This is a genomic window from Pseudomonas sp. Leaf58 (assembly GCF_003627215.1).
Lineage (GTDB): Bacteria > Pseudomonadota > Gammaproteobacteria > Pseudomonadales > Pseudomonadaceae > Aquipseudomonas.
Genome location: NZ_CP032677.1, coordinates 2646584 through 2668259, shown reverse-complemented (window position 1 = coordinate 2668259; position 21676 = coordinate 2646584). Strand labels below are relative to the sequence as shown.

20 protein-coding genes and 1 pseudogene are annotated in these 21676 nt (G+C 56.5%); 7 read left to right on the top strand and 14 right to left on the bottom strand.

Features of this window, described 5'->3' with window-relative positions:
* Positions 1-2: 2 nt before the first annotated feature.
* On the top strand, positions 3-503 hold the full coding sequence (locus DV532_RS12425; protein WP_056797203.1) for a peroxiredoxin: 501 nt from the start codon (positions 3-5) through the stop codon (positions 501-503).
* Positions 504-566: 63 nt separating this feature from the next.
* Here DV532_RS12425 and DV532_RS12420 read toward each other — a convergent pair whose 3' ends face one another.
* Together DV532_RS12420 and DV532_RS12415 are read right to left on the bottom strand one after the other, a co-directional pair.
* Positions 567-1823 (bottom strand): cation:dicarboxylate symporter family transporter, encoded by a 1257-nt coding sequence (locus DV532_RS12420; RefSeq protein WP_056797200.1) that lies wholly within the window; start codon positions 1821-1823, stop codon positions 567-569.
* Positions 1824-1925: 102 nt separating this feature from the next.
* A complete protein-coding gene (locus tag DV532_RS12415; RefSeq protein WP_056797197.1) occupies positions 1926-2351 on the bottom strand; it encodes a VOC family protein in 426 nt (141 codons plus the stop codon).
* 137 nt (positions 2352-2488) lie between these two features.
* Here DV532_RS12415 and DV532_RS12410 point away from each other — a divergent pair, with 137 nt between their 5' ends.
* Positions 2489-3364 carry a LysR substrate-binding domain-containing protein gene (locus tag DV532_RS12410; RefSeq protein WP_056797194.1) on the top strand — a complete coding sequence of 292 codons (876 nt, stop codon included), beginning with the start codon at positions 2489-2491 and terminating at the stop codon, positions 3362-3364.
* A 672-nt stretch (positions 3365-4036) separates the two neighbouring features.
* Positions 4037-5965 (top strand): Mu transposase C-terminal domain-containing protein, encoded by a 1929-nt coding sequence (locus DV532_RS12405; protein ID WP_056797191.1) that lies wholly within the window; start codon positions 4037-4039, stop codon positions 5963-5965.
* A gap of 382 nt (positions 5966-6347) precedes the next feature.
* Here DV532_RS12405 and DV532_RS30905 read toward each other — a convergent pair whose 3' ends face one another.
* A complete protein-coding gene (locus DV532_RS30905) occupies positions 6348-6626 on the bottom strand; it encodes a hypothetical protein (RefSeq protein WP_236707484.1) in 279 nt (92 codons plus the stop codon).
* Here DV532_RS30905 and DV532_RS31225 point away from each other — a divergent pair.
* The 3 genes and pseudogenes from DV532_RS31225 to DV532_RS12390 all read left to right on the top strand — a co-directional run bounded on the left by DV532_RS31225 (position 6528) and on the right by DV532_RS12390 (position 8433).
* Positions 6528-6740: a hypothetical protein gene (locus tag DV532_RS31225; RefSeq protein WP_372340000.1), complete on the top strand. Its 213-nt coding sequence runs from the start codon at positions 6528-6530 to the stop codon at positions 6738-6740. The two genes, DV532_RS30905 and DV532_RS31225, sit on opposite strands and share 99 nt — an antisense overlap.
* Positions 6659-7189, top strand: a pseudogene (locus DV532_RS12395) (metallophosphoesterase); the annotation flags it as partial. The gene DV532_RS31225 and the pseudogene DV532_RS12395, both read left to right, overlap by 82 nt.
* A 281-nt stretch (positions 7190-7470) precedes the next feature.
* Positions 7471-8433 carry a hypothetical protein gene (locus DV532_RS12390; protein WP_236707483.1) on the top strand — a complete coding sequence of 321 codons (963 nt, stop codon included), beginning with the start codon at positions 7471-7473 and terminating at the stop codon, positions 8431-8433.
* 473 nt (positions 8434-8906) lie between these two features.
* Here the strand turns inward: DV532_RS12390 and DV532_RS12385 are convergent, their stop codons facing one another.
* The 11 genes from DV532_RS12385 to DV532_RS12335 form a co-directional block, all read right to left on the bottom strand.
* Positions 8907-10214, bottom strand: a complete 1308-nt coding sequence (locus DV532_RS12385) for a site-specific integrase (protein ID WP_056797188.1) — start codon at positions 10212-10214, stop codon at positions 8907-8909.
* A 1421-nt stretch (positions 10215-11635) separates the two neighbouring features.
* Positions 11636-11929, bottom strand: coding sequence for a hypothetical protein (locus DV532_RS30900; protein WP_236707482.1), 294 nt, complete (start codon positions 11927-11929; stop codon positions 11636-11638).
* A gap of 466 nt (positions 11930-12395) precedes the next feature.
* Positions 12396-13760: an ATP-binding protein gene (locus DV532_RS12375; protein ID WP_056797186.1), complete on the bottom strand. Its 1365-nt coding sequence runs from the start codon at positions 13758-13760 to the stop codon at positions 12396-12398.
* A 121-nt stretch (positions 13761-13881) separates the two neighbouring features.
* Positions 13882-14523, bottom strand: coding sequence for a hypothetical protein (locus DV532_RS12370; RefSeq protein WP_056797182.1), 642 nt, complete (start codon positions 14521-14523; stop codon positions 13882-13884).
* Positions 14520-15326: an SDR family oxidoreductase gene (locus tag DV532_RS12365; RefSeq protein ID WP_056797180.1), complete on the bottom strand. Its 807-nt coding sequence runs from the start codon at positions 15324-15326 to the stop codon at positions 14520-14522. Before DV532_RS12365 ends, DV532_RS12370 begins: the two co-directional genes overlap by 4 nt.
* The gene (locus DV532_RS12360; protein WP_056797177.1) at positions 15313-15993 is read right to left on the bottom strand and encodes a TenA family transcriptional regulator; all 681 of its coding nucleotides are present in this window, start codon (positions 15991-15993) and stop codon (positions 15313-15315) included. The genes DV532_RS12365 and DV532_RS12360 overlap by 14 nt, the downstream gene beginning before the upstream one ends.
* Before the next feature lie 8 nt (positions 15994-16001).
* Positions 16002-17462: an AMP-binding protein gene (locus DV532_RS12355; RefSeq protein ID WP_056797174.1), complete on the bottom strand. Its 1461-nt coding sequence runs from the start codon at positions 17460-17462 to the stop codon at positions 16002-16004.
* Complete coding sequence (locus DV532_RS12350; protein WP_056797171.1) at positions 17452-18129, bottom strand: thermostable hemolysin; 678 nt, start codon at positions 18127-18129, stop codon at positions 17452-17454. Before DV532_RS12350 ends, DV532_RS12355 begins: the two co-directional genes overlap by 11 nt.
* Before the next feature lie 128 nt (positions 18130-18257).
* Positions 18258-18695, bottom strand: a complete 438-nt coding sequence (locus DV532_RS12345) for a DUF6691 family protein (protein WP_056797170.1) — start codon at positions 18693-18695, stop codon at positions 18258-18260.
* Between the two features lies 1 nt (position 18696).
* The gene (locus DV532_RS12340; RefSeq protein WP_056797167.1) at positions 18697-19134 is read right to left on the bottom strand and encodes a YeeE/YedE family protein; all 438 of its coding nucleotides are present in this window, start codon (positions 19132-19134) and stop codon (positions 18697-18699) included.
* A 483-nt stretch (positions 19135-19617) separates the two neighbouring features.
* Positions 19618-20508, bottom strand: a complete 891-nt coding sequence (locus tag DV532_RS12335) for a universal stress protein (RefSeq protein WP_056797166.1) — start codon at positions 20506-20508, stop codon at positions 19618-19620.
* A gap of 164 nt (positions 20509-20672) precedes the next feature.
* Here DV532_RS12335 and DV532_RS12330 point away from each other — a divergent pair, with 164 nt between their 5' ends.
* Complete coding sequence (locus tag DV532_RS12330) at positions 20673-21569, top strand: universal stress protein (RefSeq protein ID WP_056797216.1); 897 nt, start codon at positions 20673-20675, stop codon at positions 21567-21569.
* Positions 21570-21676 lie beyond the last annotated feature (107 nt).

Here is a 21676-nt window from a genome sequence, read left to right as displayed (position 1 = left end):
CAATGATCAAAACCGCTGATTTACTGCCCGACGTAACGCTTTACGCATACGGTAACGGGGAGGGCGCCTGCGCGGTTGGCCCGAGCGCTTTTTCCCTGCGCGAGCGCTGCAAACAGAAAAAGGTAGTAATTTTCGGCTTGCCAGGTGCTTTCACCCCCACCTGTTCTGAACGGCATGTTCCGGGCTACGTGGCCGCGGCACCGGCGCTGTTCGCCGCTGGGGTTGCCGAGATTCTGTGTGTTTCGGTCAATGATGCGTTCGTCATGAATGCCTGGGGCCTTAGCCTGCAGGTGGGTGATGCGGTTAATCTGATTGCCGACGGCAATGGAGAGTTCAGCGAGGCCCTGGGGCTGATGCAGGACCTTTCGGCGCGTGGCATGGGCCGGCGCTCGCAACGCTATGCCATGCTGGTCGACGACCTGGTGGTCAAACACATCGCCATCGAAGCACCCGGCAAGTTCGAGTGCAGCGATGCCGCGAGCATGTTGGCTTTGTTGCGCTAGTTCATGCGTCCTGAAAAAAACCGCTCCCAGTGAACCTGTGGGAGCGGATACTGCAGAGGCCTATCAACTACTACTGGCTGCTTCCCGGCCAGGTGACCTCAACTCAACCCCCTCCCAGCGGGCAATCACCAATGGCGCGATTGCATTGCCAAGCACATTCAGCGTGGTGGTACCGCTTTCAATCACTCGGAAGATACCTGCCACCAGCGCTACCGCCTCAAGCGGAAGCCCGGCGGATGCCAACGTGGCGGACAGGATGATAATTGCGAAGCCTGGAACACCGGCTGCGCCCTTGGAGGTGAGCACCATGGTGACCACCAGTAGTATTTGCTGAGACAGGGAGAGGTCTATGCCGTAAAGCTGCGCGATGAAGATTGTGGCAACTCCCAGGAAAATAGATGCACCGTCCAGGTTGAAGGCATAGCCGACCGGCACGACAAAACTGACGATGCGCCGGGGAACTCCATAGCGTTCGAGCTTCTCCATCAATTGGGGCATGACCGCAGCGGAAGCTGCACTCGAGCAAGCCAGAATCAACTCATCTTTGAAATAGCGCACAAGCTTCAGCAAGTTCTCACCGATCAACAGGCAAATGCCGCCGAGTACGACCAGCGCAAATAGCGTCAGCGCCAGGTAAACGACCCCGATCAACTTCATCAGCGGGAGCAGGGAGGCGAAGCCGAACGTCGCTACCGTGGAGCCGATCATACCAAACACCCCAATCGGGGCGTACGCCATGACATAGTTCACCAGCTTGAACATCGCATCGGCAGTGCCTTGCAGCGTTGCCACAACGGGGGCGCTTTTTTCGCGCGGCAGTGCATTCAGGGCCATACCAAACAGTACTGCGAAGAACAGGATGGAAAGCAGCTTGCCTTCGGACAGCGCCTGGAAGAGGTTGTCTGGCACGATATTCTGCAGGATCAACAGGGCGCCTTTGGCGGGTTCCGATTTAATACTCGCCTCACCATGCACGATGCCGGCGATCACTGTGCCCGAACCCGGCTCCAGAAGATTGGCCAGCACCAGCCCGACAACGATAGCCAAGGTGGTAATTGCGAAGAAATAGCCGAGGGATTTGACCCCCATACGGCCAAACGACTTGTTGTCGCCACCGCCTGCAATGCCGAGCACCATGCAGCAGAAAACGATGGGCACGACAATCATCTTCATCATTTTGATAAAGATGTCCCCCAAGGGTTTGAGCACCTCACTGCTAACCCATGCTTGATGCTCTGGGTGTGTATTCAAAAACCACCCAACTCCGATGCCGAGCAATAAACCGATGACGATCTGCCAGACCAATGGGACTTTTTTCATAACGCCAGCCTATTTTTATTGTGAGAGGGGGTGTGCTGCGCTGTGGGCAGTGACTGCAGGCGTGAGCGAGCCGCTCACGCCCAGTGCACGCGGGCAAACAAGTTATTTAGCGAAGATCTGCCCCCTGTCCTTGAAGGCTTTGAACTCCAGAGCGTTACCACACGGGTCGAACAGGAACATGGTGGCTTGTTCGCCCACCTGGCCTTTGAAGCGGATATAGGGCTCGATAACGAATTCGGTACCCAGGTCGGTCAGACGCTGGGCAAGTGCTTCCCACTCGTCCCACTGCAATATCACACCAAAGTGCGGGGCTGGCACATTGTGGCCATCTACCGGGTTGCTCAGTGCATGTTCCTGATAGGCCATCTTGGGATGTTCGTGAATGACCAGTTGGTGGCCGTAAAAGTTGAAGTCAACCCACTGGGCTGCCGAACGGCCTTCTTCAAGGTTGAACACCTCGCCGTAGAACTTGCGTGCCGCTGGAATATCGTAAACCGGGATGGCGAGATGGAAGGGGGACAGGCTCATCAGAGACTCCTAGGGGTTATGGGTAACCAGGTTGTTGTTGGGGCGGATGCTTGTTTCTTGTTGTCGCCGATTCTAGGAGTGGCTAAATGATAAAAAAATCAATATATTTTTCTTAAAAGCACAAAGGAAATTGATGAATGATCCGCGAGCTCAAGACACTGATCGCTGTGGCCCGCGAAGGCACGTTCGCTGCGGCCGGGCTTAAGGTAAATCTGACCCAGGCAGCCGTGAGTGCGCAGATGCAAAGGCTCGAGGCCGAACTTGGGTATGAAATATTTGAACGCAAAGGACGCAACGCCCAGCTAAACCGGCGTGGGCAACAGATTTTGGCGCAGGCCCAGGAAGTGATCCGGCTCTACAACAGCCTGGGTTCCAGTGCATTGGGCGCGGCGCCTACCGTACAGGTAGAGGTGGGTGCCATCGCGTCGGTACAGCGGACATTACTGCCACAGGCACTGGCGCAGTTTCATGGTGCGCGGCCTGAATGCCGCACGCGGATCATCCCTGGCTTGTCATTGGAGTTGCTCAGTGCGGTAGATGCCCGGGAAATCGACATTGCCGTGATCATCAGGCCGCCGTTCGAACTGCAAAGTGACCTTCACTGGACAACGCTGGCGAGCGAGCCCTACAGGCTGATAGTTCCAGCTGGGCTCGCCGATGGCGAGTGGACTGAAATGCTTTCGACGCAGCCCTTCATTCGCTACGATCGCTCGTCATTTGGCGGGCGACAGGTCGATCGCTTCCTTCAAAAATCTCATTTCAACACCCAAGACGTGTGTGAACTGGACGAGCTGGATGCAATCACCGAATTGGTGGGGAAGGGTGTTGGAGTGGCATTGGTGCCACAAACCGTCACCCGAAATGCCTGGCCTGCGTCCGTGCGTGCCCACGATCTTGGCGCCCACACATTTCATCGCGATATCGGCCTGGTTTACCCGGCAAACGTTGCCTTGAGCGTGCAGGTTGCGCTTTTGATCCAGCTGATCATCGAGGCGGCTGTTCAGCAGGCTTGAAGGATTGTGTGACCTTTGCGAATCGTGGACACTCCCCGTAAGCCCCGAAATCCATGGCCTCCAGCATTTCAATTTGCACTCAGGACACTTTTTGACGGAAAGTGTCCAGGTTGTTTGCAAAGTTTGCCCAGAAAGTGTCCGATTTAACTGGCAGATCGAGCTGAAAGTGTCCGCATTAGCCGCGCAAACTGCGGAAAGTGTCCAAATTACCTTACGCTTTTTTTGCCGTCCTGGCCAAGAAGATAGAGTCTAAAGAAAAATTTTGCACAAAAATGATTTGTGATTTCGATGCGAATGTGGCGAGATTGCTGAGCATATATCGATGGCATAAATACGATTTTTGTCAATATATATAATAATACTCCATTATTCGTCTCGTTTGGCAAATTTCTCATAAGCCCAGTTCAACCCCTCAAAGCCTGACGCCATTGGGCTCCCAGTATTTTTTTAGGCGTTTACAGCAGTAAAATAAATCGCCTCAATTGCTAGTCAATATATGAATAATTCAACTTTCACTCTTTTCTGAGTGGGGCTTGACCTTGCCGGTCTAGGAAGTAAAACTAGCTCGGCTTTCGCAGTGCCGCTCTTTAAAAACCTTCAAGTGATAACCACTACCCAAAACCAACGGGCTGATGCCATTTACCAATGGCAACTCGTCAAATGGTAGGCGGAATGACAAATCGCAATAAAAAACCTGAAAAAGACAATGAGCCAACGATAGCGCCCTCGCTGGTCGCAGAATCCAAATCGAGCTCAAAGCTAAACCTGGATAGTTCGGATAAGACCATTGCTCGCTTCGATCTTGCTAGTGACCGGATTCCGACGATCAAGCTTTATCTTTCCGGTCAAATCAGCGCTGTCGAGGCGGCGAAGGCGATCGGTATGAAGCCATCAGGCTTTCATAAAATTATCCGGCGAGTGAGGGCACGTGGCGGTGATCTAAGTGCCGTTACGTCCAGCATGCCCGGACGTCGTCCGACGCCGTTCGAGCTTGGGGGAGAACTTGAGGCGTTGATCGTTGACTCCATCAAGGCCTATGCAGGGAAGGCAGCAACCATCGAACGTGTTTGGGTGACCGCCCAAATGCTTGCTGACGAGCGTGGCCTCAAACGGCCTAGCTATCATGCTGTACGACGACGGCTTTTGAAGAAGGGCAAGCGGTTCCTGGCTAACATGAGGCTAGGGAAGGTTGATGCTGCTGACCTCTTCGAGGCTCGCCCCGGGTACAAGGTTACGTCCCGCCCACTTGAATGGGTTCAGATCGACCATACCCGTGTCGACATGATTGTCGTGGATGAGCATGATCGGACGGTGATTGATCGCCCTTGGGTTAGCTTTGCTATCTGCATACATACGAGGGCGATTGTCGGGTTTTACCTGAGCTTACTTCCGCCCAATTCTGTAACAGTAGCGATGCTGATCGAGAACTGCGTCCTTCCCAAAACGGCCATGCTCGCCAGTCTTGGGCTGGATGCAAGCGTCTGGCCTATGCACGGCGTGCCCGAGGTCATACACGCGGATAATGCGGCTGAGTTTCGCTCAGAGGTGCTGAAGGCGAGGTTAAAACGTTTTGGTGTGAGAGTTGAACACCGTGACGTCGGTAAAAAACATCAGGGAGGGCACATCGAGCGCTTGATAGGTACGATGATGCGATCTCATATCCATTTCTTGAGGGGGACAACCTATTCCAATACACAGCAGCGAGGTGATGAGAACAGTGTGGCTAGGGCATCCATCTCTATCACTGCACTTAGGAAATTCTTCGTCTGCGCCATTCATGCTTATAACGATCGCAAGCATCCGGCGATAAAGATGTTTCCCTCCCAAAAGTGGGATGAGCATTTCGGGAAGCATTCACAGCCTCGTCAGATCGACGATTCTTTGCATGAAGGATTTCGGTACGCACTTTACCCAGAAAGGCCAAAGCTCATCCGCGCAGGCGGGATCGAAATGCACGGACGGTTCTACTATGCACCGTGCCTGCAGAACAAAGTGCGAGAAGAACTGGTAGTTAAGTACGACCCAAATGATCTTTCGAGGATATTCGTAGTCCTTGAAGGAGATGGTAACTACGTAAGTATACCAGAGTACAGAAATCAGATGCGGCGTAGCCACGACTATGCCCTGTACAGGGTTGAGCGGCAGGCGAAGGGTGAGCGGGATGGCACCTACTCTGCTGACGCGACCGCGTCTCTTGCTTTGGGCAATGCAATCGTCCAAGAAGAGTATCGGCGGACTGCTCAAAGCAAACGCCAAGCTGCCAAAACGGCGGGCAAACGCGATCAGCGGAATTATACCGAGTCGCTTGATTCCAGGTCTCAAGTCAAGACGCAAGCCGAACCTGAGCTTACGGATCAGACGGAACACTTGGATAGCTTCCTTGACAATGCTGCAACTGCCAAGCCGGCCAGCAACGCAAACCCCAAAAAGCCCAAAAACACCACGAATCTCAAACCCGAAGGTTCCAAAGTTCGGAAAGGGCGTGCAGCACTTCGAGCTGTTGACGGAGGGCCAAAGGCCTCGGAGCGTCCCTGGCACGGCTTTTCGAGGAGCAACGTGGCAGAGCAGATCGACTTTGATGCGCCACCGACTCTCTACTGAAGCTGGCTTGAGCTTATGAGCGACTGGGACTAGGCCTCAGACTGGGATTCAGTCAAGACTCAGTCCCAGACTCACCCCAAGCCCAGTCCCAGAATTCAAAATTAGATTCCAAATCCCCGATCCAATCGACAAGTGTGAGCTAAAGAAAGCACAATAGTTACTTTCCAATTTCTACACCCTGCATGCAGGGTGCTTAAGATCGTGGTTATCACCTATTCGGCCTGCTTGCGCAGCCCATGCTGCTGATTAGATACAGAATAACTATAAGAATCAGTCAGCATCTAGTCAGCGCATCTGTAGGGCGCTACAGAGCGCTACAAAAATAAGCCTGGCAACTTATTGGCGCAGCCTAAAACTTCAGTTCAAAGATATAACTGAGGCTTCAGCGTGTCTTGTAATCATCAATACCTATTACACATATTTCTGGAGATAAATTATGGATCTTTCTCATGTGCACTGCAGTTGCCACAAACTGTTTGAGTTGAGCAATCATGATCGGGCTATGTCCTGCCTGAAAGATTTTTTCGTTCCGCACCCCTCCGCCGAGCGGTTGTTCAAAAAGATGGACATGATTATGTCCATGCCAAGGAAGGTTGTTGCCCCTTGCTTGTTGTGTTTGGGTCAGGGGGGCGTCGGAAAGACGAGCATGATCCAGCTGCATCAATTTATAGCTAAAGCTTCAAGGCCAGCGTTTTGCGAATCAGAATCTACTCAGACCTCCACGCCGAGTTCCACCGTTTCGACCCGCCGCCCCTCGACGCTGGGGTTGACCTAGTAATCCTCGCTGGCGACATCAACAAAAAGGCTAGGGGCGTCCAATGGGCCAACGAGACGTTCGCCTGCCAGGTCGCGTACATCACAGGCAACCACGAATATTACGACGGGCACCTTGATCGCACCTTGCAGAAGATGAAGGACACGGCGGCCGGCCACGTGCATGTTCTAGAAAACGAATCGCTAATTTTGGGGGATGTCAGGATCCTCGGCACCACAGCATGGACTGACTTCACCTCAACAGGGAACTGGGTCGCAGCTAGCGGTGCCGCTAGGCAGTGCATGAACGACTTTAAGTACATTCGGTGTGATTCCCACTACAGGCGACTTCGACCGGACGACCTGATTACCCGGAACCGCATCGCCAATGACTGGCTCACCCAAGAGCTTGCTCAACCGTTTGACGGCAAAACGGTAGTGGTGACACATCACTCACCATCTTCCGTGGTTAATGCGCAGCCTAAGTGGCAAAGACTACTACGTTATCGCTAGCGAGCTCAGCGAGTCGCAGTGAGCATCCACTTGGGTTGGCTCACCCAGCATGAAGGCCGCTTTCAAGCTGTAGTACCTGGCAAGGCGCGGCGAGCACCTTGGATTTAAAGCTTTATGTATCCGCTGACCAACCGGCTGGACGGCTTCGTGCCCGTCCGTATTCACGTGGCCTTTTTCAATGCACTAAGGAAAATGCATGCCTGATCTGAAACGAATTGAGCTTACCGTCAAGAATTACAATGTTAAAAACGCTGCTGACATTGATACGCTCTATAGCCAGGTTCTCCGGGGTGCTGGTCGCGACAGTAGTTGCGCGCGATGGCGGCATCCTGAGAGAAATCAGTCGTGATCTGCGGGCCTACATGGATGCGACCGTGCCGCGCAGGTTCCTTGCACCGATCGGGATTCCACAGAGCGCGAGAGCCTGGACGCTTCTCAAAACTTTCCTGATGAAGAACCCCACGCCCCGGGAGTATGGCTTCTCTAACTGGCTGTGCCTGCCCATCGGAGATGACGGAAAAGAAAACGCCTGGAGTCGGTTGACCAAGGTTACCTCCGCCGGGCAGGTCGATGACGTCGGCTTCACGCCTGCAGTCTCGGACGAGGTTCGTCATCAGGCTCTTGATGAGGCCGCTGAGCTGATTGAGGAGCACAAGCACAGCTTCCTGCCAAAACATAATGGCAACGCGCTCGCCCTATCCGATGGTTTTTTGTTCTTCGACCCCTCAAGTAATGTGGGCAAGGACTGCCAAAACGTACCGCAAAGCACGGTGTTCTTTACGATTGCTGCCGTCCTCCAGTTCGCTCGGGAGCACGAAAATCATGAGCTGCGCCTGCAACCGACGGGGTATGAATCCGTGGTGTTATCACCGGAGTGCTTCCTCCGGTTTAACGACAACGTCCTGCAGGCGTCATTCCTCCGGGCGTGTCTCCCTTCAGAGCTTGATTACTCAGCAAGCCCGGAATTGAGCAAGCTGATGAAGGAGTTCATCGCCAAGGTATTCGCCCGCTGGGAGCGGACTTACGGCGATGCCGCCTTAGAGTTTGCCGCTGCACTGGCTACCGGTACGCTGAAACTCACGCAGGAAGACGCCCGGGCACTGCTCGAGGAGGCTATCGAAAACCGTAAGGACAAGGCCTCCAGCCTGCTGGGATTGCTCCTGCTGAGCCAACGGGCGCTGTTCCCTGCCTCCGAAGGGTAGAGCAGAGGCTGTAAACCAATTTTTTATACTGTTAACCGCTGTGGTTTACAGTGCAAAAAGTTGGTTTACAGCTATCTGTGTGAGGCGACAGTGACTAGAAGACGCCGTTGAAATCTAAGGTTTACCTTAGTTTTTGCAGACTTCTGAGCGGTTGGGGTGAGAATCTAAGCTCTAGCTTAGTTTTTGCCTAGCTGTGCAAACCGCTGGCGCTTGTGCGGAAAAGGGCAAAGGCAAGGGCAGGGTGCCTGGAGCGGGCGTGGTCGACCCAATACTGTATATATATACAGCTTTAATGTCCAATCAGGCGGCGCAGCAGATGTGTAGTGAGCATGGTCGCAATTGACTTAGTTTATCTGATTGAGACTGAGTTTTTAGCCTGGCACAGGTAGGGTCTCCATGGGATACCAATGCTGCCCTGTGCGTATTGAGCTTGCCCTTTCATTATAGTGACGCAAGAGCAGGGCAGCGCAGTATCAGCCTCTGTCTCGCGTTCCTAAGTGTTTGACCGACCGCGCTCGCTCTTGATCATGTGAGTGGTAGTAGGTGTTTTGAGTTGTCGCCAAGTTGGAATGCCTTAGATCGTACTGGAGATCCTTCGCGTTTCTGAACGGCGCATCAAAGGTCGCCGAGGTATGACGTAGCCAGTGCGATGATGCTACGCGCAGGCTGTCCATTTCATAAGGCTCACGTCCTTCTGCACGCATTCTGACGAGCGCTTGGTCAAAAACGGTTTGGAGGAGGGCGCGCACCTGTCGATCCGAGAGGCCTGCGCGACCGCTCAGCGTTTTCAGAAGCGGAGTTTTCTCCTGATAAGTAGGCAATGGACTCAGTCCAATGAAGGTACGGTACCTTGTGAGATACTTCGTTACATACTCATCACGCACTGCGATTTTTCCGGACTTGTTGCCCTTACCCACAACATAGAACCACCAGTTTTCATCAGCATCCAGACGAAAATCTCCCATGGTGGGCTGCCAATTGGTACGCCCAACGATATCCGATATGCGCAAATACATGCTGAACATCGTAACGAGCACGAATAGGGTGCGCTCATGTTTCCTAGGATCAGCAGCGGCCATGGATTCTGCAGTGTCAATCACATAATCCCATTGCAAAGGGGTCAACGCCCGAGAAGTGCTGGATTCTAGCTGAGATGAACTATACTGCCCCTTTTTAGAAACCTTGCGGAACGGATTCGAAGTAGCGATTTCTTCTTCCACTAGATATTCATAAAAGCCGCTTGCAATTTTGAATACATTGCTCATGCTGCCGGATGATGAGTGATAGTCGGTCGACGAATTGTCCCCAGTACTTTCACTCAGGCTGCGATTTTGTTTCGGAGCGCGCAGTGTGAAAGGCTTCCATTTGGGGTTGGCCGCTAATTCCAGATCCGGTAGCTGATCAGCACTACTTAAAGCATTTTCTGAAATGAACCGATTGCGAATGACTGGCCCAACCCAAGTGGCTGGCGGGTGTTTGCAAAACTCAAGATACGCTTCGGCATCAAGCCGTTTCAACTCGTGCACAGGCTTCTGGCGCACAATCAGCGCCCAGAGAAATAGCCGCTCAACGTGGCCTCGGTACGTGCTGTATGTGAGCGCGTTGTCGGCATAACACCTCAGATAACCCCTGATAGCCAGGAACCCTGGGATGGCTTTGAGTTCGGGAGCAAAGCCTTCCAAGAATCGCTCGACGCTCGTGATTGATGGCCGGCCTACAGTGAAATCCTGATCCACGAAATCACTGTGAGATTCAAATATGGGCCGGGGAGTGCAGGTCATCTTACTTACCGTAATGGGCTGGCATACGTCAGCAATTGAAACTTCCTAATCTGGCTGTTTTAGGAAGTTTTCACCTCCTGTACCGCCCGCTTCAATCACTCACTTCAATCGACTGGCCATAGTTAATGGGAATTGCCGGATAGTAGCGCCAAGTTTGGCCGACCGCAACCTTGACAAATTTTTTGCCCATCAACACCATCCGTCCGTGACTATCATGCTTGCTTGACATATGACAAGAAACTCACTAGGCCATATTCGGAGTTATGGATCTGCCCGGCTGCGTCATATATGAGCAATTTGCATCTGGCAGCGTCAGACATTGGTGGTGCCGTGCCACTCAGATAAATTTCGGTTTATAAGAATATTGTTGTTTTAGCTTCAGTGGCCACCTTCGGGTGCAGGACTTTAGGAACTATGCGAATTTCCTCTATATTGTTTGCAGGATGAGGAAGCCTCTTTGAGGTTCTCTAGTCACTGGCGTGAATTGGCAATATAGGTATAAATACGCTTCGTCACTCCAATGTCCATTTCCCCCCCGAAAGTGTCCAAATTACAAGCTTATTCATACGAAAGTGTCCGCATTATTGTCGTGCAAGTCGATTTCGGAAAGTGTCCGCACTGACCGCAAATTACACCAAAGGCAGCAAAAACAGGGATCCCGCCTGGTGGTTGCTCAGGGCGGGCTTTGGAAAGTGTCCGCATTATCGTCGCGTTCGCAGAAAAACGGCTCGGAGAGTCGTTCGTGGATGAGCTGTGCGAAAGCTTTACTGCTAAGCGGTTTCCAGAGACCTCAATTCCAAGATCGAGATCGTGGAAACCGTTGTGAGGCCCGGAGCGCTTGGCTTGGAGCGATTTGTCTGCTTGGTGCTGCTGGGCTTCGGGGGCGGTTCAGGGTATATGTGTATTTCAGGTGAGAACTGTGGCTCGTTGAGCGTTGAATATGGAAAGTGTCCTGATTATGGGGTTCGCTGTGTGCGCAGGAAGGTGTCCGCATTAGGCGCAAACCACCCTGCAGGCGTTAGATTTACTGGCTTACAGGGGTGGTTTTGGAAATCCCGCAGATTACTCGAGTGTCCAGATAGCGTAGAAAACCGGAGCAACGGTTCAAACGATCGTTTTTTGAAGATACCTAATGGATTCAAGGGTTTGCGGAAGGCGCTCAGAGGCAAAAGTGTCCGCATTTCTGAGGTTTGCTGGAGTTCAGAAGCATCCCAGAAAGGCTGGAGGCCTTGTGGGCTGGGGGGTTCGGGGTTTTCAGGGGTAGGAGTGTCCGTGATTCGCGACGGTTACAGATTGCTCCGAGTCACATGGCCCGTCGAGAGAATGGACGCCAGAATAATATTAGATTTAACATAATACTCATTATGCGCATCTTCGCATGGAACTGTCGGGGGCGTGGGTGGGCAGATTTGATGCCAGGCTCATAATGGATCGGCCTGCTTGGCCGTCTTAGGCTGGAAATCAGCCGGCGTCATACCATGGCAAACCATGAACAAGTCGCGGCATCCTTGCTCGCGGTACCACTTCACAACGCACTCAATCAGGTCGTCCAAAACGTAAATCAGCGTGTCGTCATAACCGCCTGGCGCGCTGGCTTCATACGGATAACGCGCACTCGTGAAGACATTGCGGTAACGCTCAATGTATTTTTCCTGCCGGCCAAAGCCAAGATGGTCCCTGACCTCAACCGATACAGCGTGGAACAGCGTCAGCAATCGTGCTTATCCAGCCTCGGTGCAGCTCAACCAGAACGCTCAAGTTCAAGGTGAGCTGCCTTGATCTTACTTGCGTCCAGGTCGTGAGTGTCATGGACCTGGCCGTGGTTTCCGTTTGGACAGGCAACGAAGCTTTTAAGATTTCCCATGCCAATTGCCGCATTTATCTGGGCAATAGCCATCATGTCGTGACCGGTACGCAGGTGCTTTACTGCCTCGCAAAGCGGTAAGCGCTTTCGATCATCCAAGGCGTAAGGTGCTGCTGCATCGAAATTCTCCGTCAGTTGAGCTACCTAGCTCATTCTTGAACGCTAGCGTACGGGCGTGAGCGTTAGCGATCATGCGTGAGCTACCCCTAGCTCAGCAGATGAGTTACCCTACCCTTATAATATGACAATGTTGAATAACTACACTAAATATTCATTTAGTTTAGTTATAAATAACCCATCGTCTCACGCAGGTTTGCTCAGGCCAAAGGCAGCGACAAAACGGCGGCCAATCCCCCACTCTCCCTATTCTCGAGACGCACCCGTCCGCCAAGGCGGTCGATGATGGTAGCGACGATAGACAACCCCAAACCGGCACCACTCGGGCTGTTACGGCTGTAGAAGCGCTCGAATACGCGCGCGAGTTCAGCCTTTTCAATACCCGGCCCCTCATCCTCGACAATCAGTTCGAAGCGGGTCTCCAGGCGCTTGAGCAACACTGTTATACGGCCGCCTGGGGGTGAGTGCTCCACCGCGTTGGAAACCAGGTTCTGCAGCGCGATCGCCAAAGCACTGGCATCGATGGCCAGATGATGATCACCTTCGCCAATATCCAGTGACGGCTCCAGGCCACGGTCCAGTATCCACGGGGTCAGTTCAGCCAAAGTATCGGTGACCAATCCGGCAAGGTCGACCTGGGCAGTGACACGCTGCCCCACCCGAGGTTCGACGCGGGCCAGTGTCAGCAATTGGTTGACCACCCTGGTCAGGCGGTCCACCCCGGCGATGAGGTAACCCAGCGCCTTGCGACGCTCGGAGTCATTGTTGGCCGCAACTGCATTCTGTGCATGCAGACGTAACACCGCCAGAGGCGTGCGCATTTCATGGGCGGCATCGGCAATGAACCGATGCTCACGCTTCAACAAATCATCGATCTGGGCCAACAAGCGATTGATAGCCGCCTGCATGGGCTCCAGTTCGGATGGCAATGGCACCAGTTGCAGTGGTTCCAGCGAATCGGCATGACGCCCACGGATAACATTGGCCATATTCTGCAACGGGCGCAGCCCCCAGCCGATCGCGGCCCATACCAGCAGTGCCAACGCCAGGCTACCAAGCAAGAACGGGAACAGGGTGTGGCGAACGATGCGGTCAATCAGGTCGTAGCGCACATCGTCGCGTTCGCCAACCCAGATGACCCAGTGCTTTTCCGGGATTGGCAACACGAAACCGCGCCATTGTTCGCCACCGCTGGCAAAGTCGTAGAAGCCCGGGGTAGTCGGCGGCGGGTCAAGTTTGGGCGCACTCGGTGTTTGCACCAGCAGCGAACCGCCCTCCCCCCATACTTGAAATGCCAGCTTGCTTTCGTAGGGGTGACCAACGCGGTGCTGCCCGGCTTGCCCCAGTGCTTCATTGAACGCGCGGTACATGGCGTCACGCGAATTGTCCTGCACAGGCATGCTCATTACGCCCTGCAACAAGCGAGCGTTTTGGGCAAGGTGCGCGTCATACACCTCGTTAATCTCATGACGGCTGTCGTGATAGTTATAAAGCACCAGCAGGCCTGTACCGAGTAACAGCAACAGCATCACCCGCCACAGTGTGCGTTGGCGCAACGAACTCATGCCTTGACCTCGACTCGCCAAGCATTGCCACGCACCGTCGGCAAGAAGCCCTCCTGGCACAAACCATTGCCAATGCCCTCAGCCAATGCAACATCGTCCTCAACCCGCCACCGCCGCATATTCAGTCCTGTTTCTCCTTGATGGCTTTGAGTAAAGCATCGATATCGGCACGCCGGCCCTGGTCCGCCAATTCACGCCCTGGCCGAGGGGGTGCCTGCAAGGCCTTGTGCAAGGCTGTTGTGGCTTCAGGATAGCGTTTTTGCCGGTACAGATGATCGGCCCAGAAGTAGTTGCTGTCGATTCCGTTTGGGTTGATCCGCAGGGCCTCACGCAGCATGGCCTCGGCCTTGGCGGCATCGCCGAAACCGATCGGCCAGCCAGGTACCTGGTCGTACAGTGTGCCTAGGCTGGTGTAGGCCGAGCCTTGCAGGGCATCGGGGTCCAGCTTCATGGCTTGCTCCAGGCTAGCCTTCGCCGCCTTGACCTTGCTCAGCGCGCCCAAGCCACCGACAGCGCCGGCCCAGCTGCTGTTAATGATGCCCTCCCAGATCAACGGCTCAGGTGTGCCGGGGTATTGATGAACGAATGCCGTTGCGTCGCCGGCCAGTTTTTCGAAGGCGTCGGCACGTTTTTCTTTCGGCAGTTGATACTGGATCTGCGCCCAGCGCTGCTGCAGATCATTCAGGTGTTGTGTACCGGTTTGGTCCAGTGCCCAAGTGAAGGGGGCAAAGGCCAACAGGCTGACGAAGTACAGACGCTTCATTTGCTCGACTCCTTGGAATGACTCCCGATGTACCGCCGGATCACTGGCAGTTGCTTGCGCAGCGCACGGTCGACCACCCCCGGCAACATGCTATTGATACGCACGAACAACTTCTCCGGCCAGCCCAGGTACAGTTCGTTACGCTCGGACTGCACCGCCTCGAGCACGGCGCGGGCGACATCGGCAGGGTCGTCCACGCCAACTTTAAGCGCCTGATTAAGCGCCGTCGCGGCGCTGCTGTTCATGCCCGTGCGGGTGGCCCTGGGCGCCGCGTACAGCACATTCACCGTGGTATCGGCCAACTCGCGGCGTAGCGCTTCCGAAAAGCCACGCAGTGCAAACTTGCTGGCGCAGTAAGTGGCATAACCGGGGTAGCCGATCGAGCCATAAGTGGAACCGACATTGACCACCAGCCCCTTAGGTTGCGCGCGCAGCAGCGGCAGGCAGGCACGCGTCAGTTGCAGAGGGGCTTTGAGGTTGATATCCAGCAACTCGTCCAGCGCGTACTCGTCCAGTTGGTCGAGCAAGGCGAAACGGTTCACGCCGGCGGCATTGATCAGCACATTGATCCCGCCCATCTCGCGGGCCCGGCTGACGACCTGCTCACGACCTTGCTGGGTGCGCAGGTCTGCTGTTTGCCAGCGCAAGTGCTCCGGGTAGCGGTTCATCAGGCCTGCCAGCTTGCCCAGGTGTCGACTAACCGCCAGCACCCGGGCACCCGCGGCGCACAGTTGCTCGGCAAGCTCCAGGCCGATACCACCACTGGCCCCGGTCAGCACCACCACCGATTCAGACAAGCGCATGGTGCACCTCTGGCTGGCCCGCCTGCGGCAAGCCTTCGAACATCCCGGTATACAGGCGGTAAACCACCTTGGCGGCGTGTATCACCGCCTGGTGATCTTCGACGTCTTCCAGCCGGTCCATCAACCGCTTGTAGGTCACCATGTGGTCCTGGTCCAGAGCCCCGTGGGAGCTGAGGTAGCTGAACGCGCTATCCGGCAACCCCAGGCTGTTCTGGATCGAACCGGCGGCATGGGTGGCCAAGGCGATGCTGGTACCTTCGAGCACGTTGACCATGCCGAACAGCCCCACCGGGTTGCCGCGGGCGATAAGGTCGTAAAGGTAGGCGACCATCAACTCGATCGGCATGGCCGGCCGGCCGTCCCGCACCGCTTCCCAGTCACCGCCACAGGCCTTGATATCGTTGAGGATCCACTGCTCGTGGCCATACTCCTCTTCGATGTACTCGCACACGGCGCCACGCAGCCATTCCAGCCGCGCGGGTAAACGCGCACCGCAGGCCATCATCAACGGTACGGTGTGACGTACATGGTGGTAGGCCTGGGTCAGAAAAGCGATGTAGCTGTCCCGGCTGACCTGGCCGGCCAGGGCTGCACGAATGACCGGCACCGCGAACAGGGCCTGGCGTTCGTGGGCAGTTTGCAATTGAAGCGTGTCGAAAAATGACATGACGGACCTCACTGGATGTCGGACAACAGAGCGTGATAACGCTGCAAGATCGCCTCGCGTCGCGGGCGGCCATTGGCAGTCAAGGTATGCTCGGCAGGCGTGAGCGGGCCCGGCAGGCGCCGCCAGGCATGCACCCTGGCGTAATCAGGCAAAGTCGCATTACTGAGTTGCACGGCCTGCTCGATGGCCTCATCAGTGGCGCCTGGATCAAGCGGCCAGAGCAATGCCAGGTTGCGCGGCAGCCCTTCGCCGTGTACGAACGCCTGGGCGATGACGCCGCTCTGGGTCAGCTCGGCTTCCACCCATTCCGGGTTGACGTTGCGACCGAAGCTGGTAATGAACTGGTGTTTCTTGCGCCCATTCAGGTACAGGTAACCCTGGTCATCGAAGTAACCCAGGTCGCCTGTGGCCCACCAGGTTGACGAGACCGGTGCCTCCCCCAGGTAACCCAGCAGCACCGAACCGGCGACCAATACCTCGCCATCCTCGGCGATACGCACCTGCACATGCGGCAATGGCCGGCCGACGCTGCCTGGGCGCTTTGCCCCCGGGCGATTGAGCGCCACCACCGAGGCACACTCCGACAGGCCGTAGCCTTCGAATACCGGCAAGCCAACCGCCTCGGCCCGCGCCAGCAGGCTGGGCGATACCCGTGCTCCGCCGACCGCGACGAAGCTCAGTGCACCAACCGGCATCAAGCCACGCTCGATCGCCGTCACCAGGCCCATCAGCAGTTGCGGCACCAGGATCAGGCTCTGCGCCCGGCTAAGGGCTATGCTCGCCAGCAGCCGCTTGAAATCGACCTGGCTGGCGCCGCCCATGCCCAGTTGCGCTTGTGGGTACAGCAGCACACTCGCCCCTGCCATCAAGGCAGCATAAACGCCCAGGTTTTCCAGCAATACGCCCAACGGCAACACCGCCAGGTAGCGCTGGGGCTCGGTGGGCCGGCTGGCCATCGCCAGTTCATGGGCTACGCGCAGCATGGCATCCGCGCCCAGGCACACACCTTTTGGGGTCCCTGTACTACCAGAGGTGTAGGTGACCTTGGCGGTACCTTCTGGCAACGCCACAGCTGCTTGCAGCGTGCGCGCCCAGAACGCATCGTGCTTGGCGAAGCCAAGTTGACCAAGCGTGTCCTCCCAAGCCGGCAGGCACAAGGCCAGGGTCGCGCCGCTCTGCTCGATGCAATGACGAACCTGCGATGGGCTGAAGAATGACGGGACGATCACACAGGCTCGCCCCGAAACCAGTGCCGCCAGGTCCCAGAACAGCAGTTCTGGCCCATTATCCAGTGCCAGCACCAGCGCGCCTGGCTGTTGTTGACGCAGTACATCAGCACGCAGGTCCACCTCGGCGAGCAGTTGCATATAGCTGAACCGCTCAGTTGCACCCTCCACCGCCACTGCATCACCGTGCGCTTGGGCATGCTCGAACAACACGCGTTTGAAGCGCTCCAACTCATGCGGCATGGCCGGTCTCCTCGGACAGCACTGGCAAGCCCAGGCGCTGGAACACGCCGGCCTGGTTCAAGCGATCGAAGCCATAGCGGATGTCACCGACGAATACTTGCGGGTGCTGGGCGTAATAACTTCCCCAATGCTCCGCCGGCTCGTTCAGGCGGGCCGGGTCGGCCTCAGCCAGCACGTGCGGCACCAATCCCAGACGCTGGAAGCTGTTGATCAGCGTCGACGCCCCGGTAAACACCACCCACCGAAGGCCCCGTGTAGCGAGCAGCCAGGTCACTGCTATGATCATGATCCGGGCACTGCCGGCACTCAGCGAAGCCAGGTTGCCGACCTCGACTACGCTTTCGCGCTCAAGGGGCTGGCCCGCTATGCGCGAAACCGCGCTTTCCACGGGCTCATCCAGGTAATGCTCAAGAAACAGCAGCCCGCTGCTGGCCGGGCGCATACCCGCCGCAGCGATCAAACGCCCATGGCTGTCATGTAACGCCAGCAGTTCAGGCAGGAAATGATGAATATCGGCGTGATGCGTCGTGGCAAAGCACTGATGGATGAACTGCTCAAGCTCGCCGCGCTTGGGGTCACCGTGCAGCAGAAGCGATAAACAGGCGTGATGATCGATGTGGCTGCCAATCGGCAGCGGGAGCAGGTTGCTCCAGGTATATTGAGTCATGAAACTCCCCCCGATAGGGTTGGTTAGGGGGAGTATTCATGGCGAATCTGAAGGGAATCTGAAGTGGCGGTATCGACGTTCGTCTCGCTTGACCGATCGGTCGATAACCTAGCGGGGCTGGTTCCAGCTTATCCGTTTCGGCTTGACTGACCGGCGCCAATCGCCTCCATCCAGTTGAACAGCAGCATGCCCGTCAGCATCGCCGCCACGAATAGCCAGGCTTGCCAATAGCCGCCGGGGAGCAACACCAGCGCAGGCCCAGGGCACACCCCCGCCAGCCCCCAGCCAACCCCGAACACAACGCTCCCACCCACAAGCCGCCGGTCAATGTCACGCCGGGAGGGCAACTGCATCTTGCCCCCTAGCAACGCCACGGGGTGTCGACGCGCCCAAGCCATCGGCAACAGCGCAGCACCGATGGCACCGACCATTACCAGCGCCAGCGACGGATCCCATTGCCCAGCCAGGTCAAGAAAGCCAAGCACCTTGGCGGGGTTCGCCATGCCGGACAGCAATAGCCCCATGCCGAACAGCACCCCCGCGATGAAACCACTGACACGGTTCATTTCACGCTCCTGACAGAAGATGCCGAGCCACGAAGACGGTGGCAAAACCGGCCGCTATGAAACACAGCGTCGCCACTGCCGAACGGGGCGACATTCGCGACAAGCCGCACACACCATGGCCACTGGTGCAGCCAGCGCCATAGCGCGTGCCCAAACCTACCAGAAGCCCCGCCACCACTAGCAACCACGGCGCCGTGTTGAAGTGAACAGGCGGCATGGCCACGAACGCTTGCCATAACAGTGGCGCGGCGATAACGCCCAGCAAAAAGAACACGTTCTCGCCACGCCCTTCTCCTGCGCGTTGCAGCAGCGAGCCGAGCAAACCGCTAATACCCGCAATGCGCCCGTTCGCCACGGCAAACAGGCCAGCGGCCAAACCGATCATTGCCCCCCCAATCAATGCCGACCACGGCGTGAAGGCAGCCATATCAATAAGCATCTCAGCGCTCCGTAACAAACGACAGGCAAAAACCAGATGCCATCTTAACGCTGTACCCATGCCGCTGATATCCACGCGTTGTGGCGGCCCGTCGGGTCTATGACGGGCGTCAATTGCTGCTACGCTTTGAGTACCTGTTCAGGAATCCGTCACGCTGGACTGACGGTTTAGCACAGCTGAGTTCCGCTATTCTTCAGGCCCCCCTTCTGCCCATGACCTTTGCCCCACAAAGGTGCCGATATGTCTGCGTTCAACAGGCGTTTGAACAGACGGATGCGGGCTGCGCATGCCGAGTGGAAATCCACCTCGAAGCACCGCGATCCCGTGGATCTGATACATGGCCACGCCCTGCATTAAAAGCGTATGCATGAACGCTATCACTGCACTCAGCGCGCGACGATCTGAAAGGCAGTGGAAGTTATCTTAGGTCAACAATACGCGTAGTAACCATGCGCAATCGCCCAGGCCAGGACACCGCCAGAGTCAGCCAGCGGGCGTGGGCCTAACTGTCAGGATGCTGCACGGGGCATGACTGACCAGCCGTTCGGTGGTATCACCAATCAGCTTTGCCCAACGCCTGGCCTGCAGAACACCGACCACCACCACATCGATGTTCAGGGAAACGATATGGGACTCGATGATGCGCAATGGCGCGCCTTCCTTGAAGTGCCGGTGAGCGTGGGCGATACCATGGCTGTCGGCCAACGCGTCGAACGGCACCTGCAGTGACGCGCGCACTTCGTCAGCCCAAGGCGCGGCGAGGTCCGGGTTGGCCAGCATGGCGATGGGCAGGTCGTACGCCGAGAGCAGGTGAAGCTGGCCCTTGCATTGCGCGGCCAGTCGCTGACCTGCCGCAACCAGCGCATGGTTGAGGGCATCGTTCTCCGCCGATGGGTTGCTTACATCGGTGGCGACCAGGATGTTGCCAGGCATTGCTGGGGCGTTCGCCGGTACCAACAGCAGCAGCCCTGCGTGCGCATGCAACAGCACATGGTCTAGCGATGTCTGAGTAATTTGACCGAGCGTGGAGCAGCCGGTGCAGTCCTTGATCACCAGGTCAGGTGCATAGAGGGCGATGCAGGCCGGTACCACATCACGCCGGCTGAAGGTTTCTACGGCCTCGACCGTTGGCCGTAGGCAGGTTGCCGGCTGCTCCGCTAGCAACGCTTTGAGCGCCGCACTGAACCGCACGAACGCTGCTGACGGCAGCGGGGCTCCCTGCAATTCATGATGCACGCGTAATTCGGCGGGTTCATGGATACCCAGCACGTGCAAGGACGCAGCTGACGCCTCGGCCAATGCCATGGCACGGCAAAGTGCTGCACTGGTCTGGACTTCGGTCATGATCAGCATGATTCGGCGGTACGGGCTCATCGGTCACCTCCCGGCGCAGCGCCAAGACTTGCGCACGCCAATCATTATCAAGGCCAGTGCAAGGTCCATCTTGATAAAAATCAAGGCCCCCCGGTGCGATAGCGCCACCATAGGGCTGTACTGGTGCGCTATCAACGATGGCGGCCATCACTGCGGAGGCCATCATGAATGCATTTTCGCGGCTGTTGCTGATCTGCCATCCGGACCTGCACCCCTCACCCGCCCTGGCGCGAGCCCAAGCGCTGGCCAAGGCCACAGGCGCCACCTTGCACTTGGTGGTACTGAGTCAACTGCCATCACGCCTGGCCACCTTGGACCAGATATTACGGAGCAACGCCCGCAAGCAGGACGCCGAGCACCGCAAGGCATGGCTGAACGACCAAGTGAAGGCGCTTGGCGAGCTGGGCATCACTGCCTATGCCCAGACGCTGGATGACGACGACCCGCTCAAGGATCTGATCCGCCTGGCGCAATTGCACCGGGTGGAAATGTTGATCAAGGATATCCACCACGAAACCCTTGTCAGCCGTGCCCTGCTCACGCCACTGGACTGGCAACTGCTGCGCCGTTGCCCGATCCCGCTGCACCTGGTGACACGGGCTGATGCAACACTCCCACGCCGCGTACTGGCCACCGTGGACCTGGTCGAGCACGACCCTGCGGTCGACAAGCTCAACGACCGCATCGTGCAGACCGCCCAGGCGCTGGCGCAGCGCTGCAAGGCGCAACTGCATCTGCTCCAGGCGTATGACGTCAGCCCCAGTTTCGTCGCCTATGCTGCCGCGCCGGTGGCGTGGACAGACGAACTGATCGAGGACATAACCGGTCGGGCACGGGAGCGCCTGACGAAGTTCGGCAACAACTACGGTATCAAGCCGGATAACCTGCATTTGCTGCGCGGCGCTGCCCGCAACGTCGTCAGCGAATACGCCAATCAGCATGGCTTCGACGTGGTGGTCATGGGTACGCTCTACCATGAAGGGCAGACTAAAGTCATCGGTAGCACAACCGAGCAAAGCCTTTATAAAGTTAACACCAGCATCCTGGCGATCCACGGCTAATCAACCGCCTGGTTGCACGATCTTCCCGTCCCGGTAACCAGGCAGCTGCTTCACGCTCGATGCCAGTTCGTCCCCCCACTCGTGGCGCTCATGCCCCTACCCTAGAG